At 39.7% G+C, this 8,518-nt stretch carries 8 protein-coding genes; all 8 read left to right on the plus strand.

All coding sequences use genetic code 11. The features are described from left to right. Nucleotides 1–279 precede the first annotated feature (279 nt). The 8 genes from QL989_RS17685 (at nt 280) to QL989_RS17720 (ending at nt 8,253) form a co-directional block, all read left to right on the plus strand. Nucleotides 280–1,323: an Abi family protein gene (locus tag QL989_RS17685; protein WP_290171444.1), complete on the plus strand. Its 1,044-nt coding sequence runs from the start codon at nt 280–282 to the stop codon at nt 1,321–1,323. Beyond that, nucleotides 1,316–1,648 carry a DUF1016 N-terminal domain-containing protein gene (locus QL989_RS17690; protein WP_290171445.1) on the plus strand — a complete coding sequence of 111 codons (333 nt, stop codon included), beginning with the start codon at nt 1,316–1,318 and terminating at the stop codon, nt 1,646–1,648. The genes QL989_RS17685 and QL989_RS17690 overlap by 8 nt, the downstream gene beginning before the upstream one ends. Beyond that, nucleotides 1,645–2,931: a restriction endonuclease subunit S gene (locus QL989_RS17695; protein WP_290171447.1), complete on the plus strand. Its 1,287-nt coding sequence runs from the start codon at nt 1,645–1,647 to the stop codon at nt 2,929–2,931. The genes QL989_RS17690 and QL989_RS17695 overlap by 4 nt, the downstream gene beginning before the upstream one ends. Continuing rightward, nucleotides 2,924–3,940, plus strand: a complete 1,017-nt coding sequence (locus tag QL989_RS17700) for a virulence RhuM family protein (protein WP_290171449.1) — start codon at nt 2,924–2,926, stop codon at nt 3,938–3,940. The genes QL989_RS17695 and QL989_RS17700 overlap by 8 nt, the downstream gene beginning before the upstream one ends. A gap of 110 nt (nt 3,941–4,050) precedes the next feature. Next, nucleotides 4,051–7,341 carry a DEAD/DEAH box helicase family protein gene (locus tag QL989_RS17705; RefSeq protein WP_290171451.1) on the plus strand — a complete coding sequence of 1,097 codons (3,291 nt, stop codon included), beginning with the start codon at nt 4,051–4,053 and terminating at the stop codon, nt 7,339–7,341. Between the two features lie 57 nt (nt 7,342–7,398). After that, the gene (locus QL989_RS17710) at nt 7,399–7,569 is read left to right on the plus strand and encodes a hypothetical protein (RefSeq protein ID WP_273609743.1); all 171 of its coding nucleotides are present in this window, start codon (nt 7,399–7,401) and stop codon (nt 7,567–7,569) included. A 5-nt stretch (nt 7,570–7,574) separates the two neighbouring features. Further along, on the plus strand, nt 7,575–7,970 hold the full coding sequence (locus QL989_RS17715; protein WP_082422723.1) for a type II toxin-antitoxin system YafO family toxin: 396 nt from the start codon (nt 7,575–7,577) through the stop codon (nt 7,968–7,970). Between the two features lie 13 nt (nt 7,971–7,983). Further along, nucleotides 7,984–8,253, plus strand: a complete 270-nt coding sequence (locus QL989_RS17720) for a hypothetical protein (RefSeq protein ID WP_273609742.1) — start codon at nt 7,984–7,986, stop codon at nt 8,251–8,253. Nucleotides 8,254–8,518: the final 265 nt, after the last annotated feature.

Below are 8,518 nucleotides of genomic sequence, written 5' to 3' on the forward strand. Positions count from 1 at the left end.
TTGTGTTATTAAGTCATCTAATGTATTGACTTTGCAGCTAAAGTTAACCTCATGGTGGGTTAAAGTCCAACAAATAACTATTATTAATTTACTATTATTATTGACCTTACCGTCATTAAAAACTAATATAATACGCAATATACCCGCCAAGCCTATGGGTTTTGATTTATCAAAATTTATGCTGAAATTGTGCGGGTTTTCTTTTTTCTACGCCTTAATAACTTCCTCCTATTTAAAACATACATGTCATCTAGTTAAAAGTGTTGATAGGAAATTGATGTGATCCCATTTTTCAAACCCTCGATTAGCCTTGATGAGCAAATAGCATTACTCCAACAGCGTGGGCTAAGTATAAAAGAGCCTGAACGAGCTAAACATTATTTAGAGGTTATTAGCTTTTTTAGATTATCGGCTTATATGCGACCTTTTCAAAAACTACACGATGAAGAACACCCATTTAATGAAGGCAGTGAGTTTAAACAAGTGGTTGCTTTGTATGCTTTTGACCGAGAGCTTAGGTTGTTTATTATGGATGCGGTTGAGCGTATTGAAGTTGCTACCCGCTCCATGTTTAATAATGTTATGGGCCCAAAGTATCAACAAGACGATGAGCCTTATAGTGGCTCTCACTGGTACATTGACCGCAATCACTTTAATCGCAATTATGATCACAATCGATTAATTAAATCATTAAGTGATAAGCAAGATAAAGAGCGTGGCATTTTGGCAAGAGAAGCTGCAAAAATTAATAATTCGCCGCAACATACCCCCCAAAAAAAAGCGGAACTAATTAACCTAAAGCAACGTGAAAACTATTGCCGATATTATGTGAGCCATTATAACGAGCCTAATTTACCACCGTGTTGGGCAGTAATTGAAGAGCTAACACTGGGTGAGCTTTCTCACTTATATAAAGGGTTAGTTAAAGACTCCGACAGAAAGGCTATTGCTAAGCGCTTTAATGTTCCTCAAGATAAGTTTGCGAGTTGGTTACATACTCTTACCTTTATTAGAAATTGTTGTGCACATCATGCTCGCTTATGGAATAGGGAGTTACCTATTGCACCCAAGCTACTAAGGGACGCAGAATGGCAGTTACCCACAGTATTACCTAATAGCCATATACAGCCCTCAAAACGTTTATACTCCGTTTTATTATTGCTGGCACACCTAATGAAAGAAGTAAGCCCTGATAGCCAATGGACAGACAAGCTTGTTCAATTAATAGTTAAGCACCCAGAAGTACCTGTTAGAAATATGGGGTTTCCTGAAAATTGGGCAACGCATCCATTTTGGGCTTTGAAGGATGATGAGAATGCATAAAAACAAACACCTAAAATCACCGCAACGAACAGAATATAAACAATGGCTAACTGAGCTTAAACAAAGAGTGGCATCTAGCCAGCAAAAAGCCGCGTGGGGCGATAAGTTATTAGCCCAACTCAGCCAAGATTTAATGGCCGAATTTCTGCAAATGAAAGACTTTTTAAAACGAAATTTAGAGCATATTCGCCGTTGGTACTTATTTTGGTGTGGTGATGATGCAATTGCGAAACAAGCTGTTTCGCAATTGCTGCAAATCCCTTGGGGGCACAATATTCAAATTACCCAGTGTCGAAGTATTAGCGCAGCTAGGGGGCGAGCATGAGTGAGTTAAAGGCTGGTAAATATCAGGCGTATCCTGAGCATAAGGATTCTGGCGTTGAGTGGTTGAGCGAAATCCCAGCACATTGGAAAACCTGCCGCTTAAAACATCTTGCATCAATCAAAAATGGGCAAGATTACAAAGCGGTTCAATCTGAGTCAGGGTATCCTGTAATGGGCTCTGGTGGGCAGTTTGCGTTTGCGACAGAGTTTATGTACGACAAATCATCGGTACTTTTAGGAAGAAAAGGAACGATCGATAAACCACTGTTTATAGATGTGCCATTCTGGACCGTAGACACAATGTACTACACAGAAATGTTGCCTAATACTAATGCAAAGTATCTGTATTATCTTGCAACAACGATACAGTTTACACGTTACTCAACAAATACAGCTCTACCTAGCATGACACAAGAGCATTTGGGAAATTACATATTTGCCGTTCCAGTTCAGGCTAGTGAGAGAGTCCAAATTGCCCACTTCCTCGATCACGAAACGGCTAAAATCGATACCTTGATTGAAAAGCAGCAACAACTGATTAAGTTGCTAAAAGAAAAACGTCAAGCAGTGATCAGCCATGCAGTGACTAAAGGCCTTAGCCCACAAGCCCCGATGAAAGATTCAGGTGTAGAGTGGTTGGGTGAAGTACCAGCACACTGGGTCGTTGTTAGGCTAAAACAAGTCATAAAAAGTGGTTCGTCAATATCTTATGGCATTGTTCAACCGGGCGATGCTCTAGACGAAGGAGTGCCATTTATTCAAACAACTAATATATCTCAAGGAAATTTAGCTTTAGATGACCTTCCAAAAACATCAAAAATGATAGAAAGCAATTACCCGCGCTCCCGTTTGAGCGGTGGAGAAGTTATTCTAGGGATAAGAGCATCAATTGGTGCGGCATACGTTGTACCAGTTGAATTGCGAGGGGTTAACCTTTCTCGCGGTGTTGCACGAATTCAACCTAACAGTGATCTTACTTCAGAGTTTTTAGTTCGCTTTTTCCAGACTAATGCAGTAGATGAGTATTGGGGGTTAAGTAAGCAAGGTAGTACTTTTAGTGAAGTATCAATAGAAACTGTTCGAGAGTTAAAGGTGGTTATTCCGCCAGAGACTGAACAGCGAGATATTTGTTTGCATATTGAACAGATGTCGGAAGCATTTGAGCGAATTATAAATTTAGCGCTAATGCAGCATAACTTGCAAAAAGAACGCCGCACTGCGCTAATCTCAGCCGCCGTCACAGGTAAAATCGACGTGCGTAATTGGGAGCAGCCTAATGACTAATAATGTTACGCCGCCGCTTGGTCAGTTTATTTTATTTGAAACAGATGAAGGGCAAACCAAGGTTGAATGTCGCTTTGAAACAGAAACGCTCTGGCTAACTCAAAACTTAATAGCTGAGCTTTATCAAAAGAGCGTACCCACTATAAATGAGCATTTAAGTAACATTTATAGCGAAGGTGAACTTGAACAAAATGCAACCATTAGGAATTTCCGAATAGTTCGAAAAGAGGGCACGCGAGAAGTTGCTCGCGATGTAGCACATTATAATTTAGAAGCCATATTAGCTGTTGGTTATCGGGTTCGCTCTAAGCAAGGCACTAAGTTTCGCCAATGGGCGACAAGAACATTACAAGAGTACCTAACTAAAGGCTTTGTAATGGATGACGAGCGCCTCAAAAACCCAGATAACATGCAATACTTTGACGAACTATTAAACCGCATACGCGATATACGTTCATCAGAGAAGATATTTTGGCGCAAAGTATGCGACATATATGCCACCAGCATTGATTATGACGGCAAAGCACAAACTAGTGTCGATTTTTTTGCGAAAGTACAAAACAAAATGCACTGGGCTGCCCATGGAAATACCGCAGCAGAGTTGGTATTTAAACGTATTGATGCTGAAAAGCCTAACTTAGGCTTAACCAGCTTTGTAGGTAAAGAGCCTACGCGTAAAGAGGTGGTTACTGGCAAAAACTATTTAACTGAAAAAGAGCTTGATACGTTAAACAGATTAGTTAACTCTTATTTAGAATTTGCCGAGCTACAAGCCCGTAATGGTAAGCTTATGAAAATGGCTGATTGGGCAAACAAGCTCGATGATTTTTTACGGCTAAGCGACTATGAAGTACTTACCCACGCTGGCAATATTTCACAAGTGCAGGCTACTGAAAAAGCAAAACAAGAATACGATAAGTACCGCAGAGTCATCGATGCCCAGCCATCAAAGGTTGATTTAGATTTAGCTAATGCATTAAAGCAGTTGCAAGATAAGCCAAACTCTTAGCTTTGCAGAGCGGTTTTCGATTTACAGATTGTGCAGACACTGTCTGCACAATTGAAATGCTAACGCTTAGCGCAAGACAAATAACAAAACAATAAAAATAAGGACGAGCGATGAATGATGTAACCCAAGAACGGATTTTTCAAGACGACATCATCAACCAAATGGTAGCCAATGGTTGGGTTGAAGGTACTGGTGCAGGCTATAACTGCGAAACCGCTTTGTATGAACAAGATGCGCTGACCTTTGTTAAAAACACCCAACCCAAAGAGTGGCAAAAGCTGTGTAAGGTGTTCCCTAATGATCCTGAACGCCACTTTTTAGAAGCGCTGGTGGCACAACTTAAAAAAGCCGATATAAACGCCACAGATAAAGCCTCACGTACGTATGGTGTATTAGGTGTATTACGCCATGGTTTAAAAATTCGTAATGCCCGTTTTGAACTGTGCCAATTTAAACCAGAGCATAACCTAAACCCTGAAACCTTAGCGCGTTACGAGCAAAACACTTGTCGTATAGTACAAGAGTTAGTGTATAGCCCCTATGCTAATGCTGAGCACTTGGCAGCAACAGGTAGCAAAGCTAAAAGTTGGCGCATAGATTTAGTGTTGTTTGTAAACGGCTTACCCGTATCAACCCTAGAGCTTAAATCAGAATTTAAACAAGCGGTTGAAAATGCGATTAAGCAATACAAACAAACTCGCTTACCTAAAGACCCCGCAACTAAAAAGCCAGAACCACTGCTGACCTTTAAGCGCGGTGCATTGGTGCACTTTGCTGTAAGCCAGTATGAAGTGTATATGACCACTAAGCTTGCGGGTGACGACACTTTCTTTTTACCTTTTAACAAAGGCACAAGCGAAGGTGGGGCAGGTAATGATGTACCTGAAGACGCTAACCGTTATGCAACCGATTACTTGTGGAATGAAGTATTAGTGCCTAAAAATCTGCTTAATATTTTAGGCAGCTTTGTACATTTGCAAATAGAAGACAAGGAAGATTGGGAAGGGCGTAAATACAAAAAAGAAACGCTTATTTTCCCGCGTTATCACCAATGGGATGTAGTAAGTAAGCTGATTGATGCGGCAATTGAAGAGGGCACAGGTAACAAGTATTTAGTGCAACACAGTGCGGGATCAGGTAAATCAAACTCTATTGCTTGGACAGCCCACCAGCTTTCTACTCTTTATGACGAGCAAGGTAATAAACAGTTTCATTCAGTGATTGTTGTAACAGATAGAACGGTACTTGATGATCAGCTGCAAGATACTATTTATCAGTTTGAGCATGCAGACGGTGTGGTAGGGCGAATTAACAATAAAGAGGGTGACGGTTCTAAATCAGAAAAGCTCGCCAGCGCACTTGAAAACGCTCAGCCTATTATTATTGTAACCATTCAAACCTTCCCGTTTGTATTACGTGCAATTGAAAACAGTACTAGCTTAAAAGAGCGCAGCTACGCGGTTATTGCCGATGAAGCGCATTCATCACAAAGTGGCTCTACCGCTCGCCAGTTAAAAGAAGTGTTGATGACGGAAGAAGCTGACGATGACGTACTCTCTGGTGAAAAGGAGTTATCGTCAGAGGATATACTCGATGCAACCGTTGCAGCCCGCCGTGGTAGTGCAAACCTTAACTACTATGCGTTTACTGCCACACCTAAAGCAAAAACAATAGAGCTGTTTGGTCGATTACCTGACCCCGAACTACCTCCATCAAAACAAAATAAGCCAGTGGCGTACCACATATATTCAATGCGCCAAGCAATAGAAGAAGGCTTTATATTAGATGTACTTAAAAATTACACTAACTATAAAGTGATGTACCAGCTTGCGCAAAAAATAGCCGCGGCAGATGAAGAAGTCGATAGTAAAAAGGCAACCGTAAAGCTTAATCAATGGGTGCGTTTGCACGACCATAATATATCGCAAAAAGTTAAAGTCATTATTGAACACTTTAAAGATAACGTAATGGGCTTATTAGGCGGCCAAGCAAAAGCCATGGTAGTAACTGGCTCACGTAAAGAGGCGGTGCGTTATAAGCTAGCATTTGATAAGTATGTATCTGAAGCTCTAGCAGAGCAAAAAACAGGTTACTCGACAATACGCGCTATGGTGGCATTTTCAGGCGAAGTTGAATTTACTGAGAGCGATCCTGACAGCGCGGCATTTTTAGATAAAAAGTTTACCGAAAAAAATATGAACCCTGAGCTTAAAGGCCGCGATATGCGCAAAGCCTTTGATAGTGATGATTACCAAGTAATGCTGGTGGCTAATAAGTTTCAAACGGGGTTCGACCAACCAAAGCTATGCGCTATGTATGTAGATAAAAAGCTAGGTGGCGTTGAGTGTGTACAAACCCTGTCACGATTGAATCGTACTTACCCAAGTAAAGCTGAAACAGGTACGTTTGTATTGGACTTCTTTAATGCCCCAGAAGATATACTAGAAGCATTTCAGCCTTACTACCAAACAGCAGAGCTTGCCGATGTTACTGACCCTCAAATTGTTTTTGATTTGTTTGAAAAGCTGCGTGCTAGCGGTATATTTTTGTGGTCTGAGGTTGAGCAGTTTTGTGCAGCCTTTTTCACTAAAAACAAATCAAACGCGGCAATTAGCAATATTATTCATCCAGCTAAAGAGCGCTGGCAAAAGCGTTACGCATCAGCAATTGAGGCGTATATAAAAGCCAAAGAGATGTTTGAACGCACTAAAAAGACTGAAGACGCTGTATTAATAGCTAACGCAGAAACAAGCTTTAAAGAGTGTAAACAAGAAAAAGACCGCCTAGAAATATTCAAAAAAGACTTAGGCAGCTTTACCCGCTTTTATGAGTTTATGTCGCAGCTGGTGGAGTACGACGACAAAGAACTTGAAAAGCTAAGCTTGTTTGCTCGCCATTTACGCCCACTGTTACGTGAAAAAGTAGTAACAGAAGATCAGCTTGATTTAGATAACGTAGTAATGAGCCATTACCGTTTATCAAAAATACGCCAGCAAGATATACAGCTAAAAGAAGGTGATCCTGATTACAAGCTAGAGCCAAGTAATGACGTGGGCAGCGCTAAAGCGAAAGATAAAAAAGAAGCGTTTTTATCGCAAATAATCGACAAGCTTAATGAAGTGTTTATTACCGACAACCTAACTGATAAAGACATGCTTAATTATGCCTTTACAGTGCGCGATAAACTAAGCGAAAACACCGCTGTAATGAGCCAAATTGCCAACAACAGCCCAGAGCAGGCTATGTTAGGTGATTTCCCTCAAGCGATGGATGACGCCATTTTAGGGAGCAGTGATGCACACCAAGAACAAATGATGCAGCTGTTGTCAGATCCTGCAAGAAACCAACAATTTGCGCGAGTGATATTTGATATGTTGAGCGGGTTAAATAGTAGAAAGTGATTTTAGGGTACGATTACAATATTTGAGAAGTAAACTTAATGATAAAGGAGTGACATTATGAATGTTAATAAAACCACTTTGGTTAAGAAGGAGAAGTTAGTTGTTAATAGTAATCAAAAAACACAACTTAGTGATTATGAATTAAATAAAGTAGCCTCAAGAATTGAGGATGAAATAAATACTAGCCAAAATAGAAAAGCAACGGTTAAAATTTTTGAGGTGGAGTAAAGTATATGGATGTACGTGTTTTTGTTAGTGAAGAAGTAAAGGCCAGTTCTTCACAACCGTTATTAAAAAAAATTGTTGATGAATTTAAATTGTATAAAAGTGGAAAGGGTAGGCCTGCGCACTTTGGTAGAGATGTGCCGTATGATTTTCCTTTTTCTGTAAAGGAATCTGGCCTTGCCCATATACATTTAAAAGACTCAACATCAAAAGGTTGGCATTTAAAAAAAGTATCGTTTAGTAAAACCAGTAATACAGCTTTAATTTATTGCCAAGGCTCGGTTCAAAAAAACTGTTATTTTTTAATTTCAATTTTAGAGAATGCACATGAAACATATAAGGTTAAACCTTTATATTTAGAATACCTAGCTGAAAGAGCCGAAGTATTTAGAGAAAAGTTTTAGATAGAGAGTATTTATGAAAAACATCAATTGGTTTACTGATGAACCATCAGAGGTAGGTCTTCACTTTGTAGCTGTAAAATATGGTGAAGGGGCTGGGACATTCGATTTTATAGAATGGGATGGCAATAAATGGCTTACTGAATATGAAGGTAAAGTTATTGCATACACTACACTGGAAGGTTTAATAAGAGATAGTAATATAGAATGGCCAGAAGAAACTAAAAAAGTAGAGCTGAAAAAAGACCCAAATGTAGATGCTGATAGTCTGTGGGAAGAAATGTAGGACAAAAAGTTATAAAAGTTTTATTAAACGAATTTAACGTAGAGGTTCGAATATGACACTGGTTTTTAGTACCATGGTTGGTACCAATCTCAGCACCTAGTTGTTATAAATTTAAATTAAAGCAATGGCTTGCGGGTTTAGTTAAGACTCCCCCAGCTCCACCAATAACGGTTTTTAAATTCGTTTGTTTAAAAACCCTAAAAAACCCGCAACTTGAGCAATCAAGTCGCGGGTTTTTTTATGGCTGAAATTATTGAATTTATTG

It is taken from the genome of Pseudoalteromonas sp. APC 3224 (assembly GCF_030407535.1).
Classification (GTDB): domain Bacteria; phylum Pseudomonadota; class Gammaproteobacteria; order Enterobacterales; family Alteromonadaceae; genus Pseudoalteromonas.

What these genes read in the sequence shown, in the direction of transcription:
- QL989_RS17720 (WP_273609742.1), top strand. Translation starts at nt 7,984, where the DNA reads ATGAAAAACATCAATTGGTTTACTGATGAACCATCAGAGGTAGGTCTT.
- QL989_RS17715 (WP_082422723.1), top strand. Translation starts at nt 7,575, where the DNA reads ATGGATGTACGTGTTTTTGTTAGTGAAGAAGTAAAGGCCAGTTCTTCA.
- QL989_RS17700 (WP_290171449.1), top strand. Translation starts at nt 2,924, where the DNA reads ATGACTAATAATGTTACGCCGCCGCTTGGTCAGTTTATTTTATTTGAA.
- QL989_RS17695 (WP_290171447.1), top strand. Translation starts at nt 1,645, where the DNA reads ATGAGTGAGTTAAAGGCTGGTAAATATCAGGCGTATCCTGAGCATAAG.
- QL989_RS17690 (WP_290171445.1), top strand. Translation starts at nt 1,316, where the DNA reads ATGCATAAAAACAAACACCTAAAATCACCGCAACGAACAGAATATAAA.
- QL989_RS17705 (WP_290171451.1), top strand. Translation starts at nt 4,051, where the DNA reads ATGAATGATGTAACCCAAGAACGGATTTTTCAAGACGACATCATCAAC.
- QL989_RS17710 (WP_273609743.1), top strand. Translation starts at nt 7,399, where the DNA reads ATGAATGTTAATAAAACCACTTTGGTTAAGAAGGAGAAGTTAGTTGTT.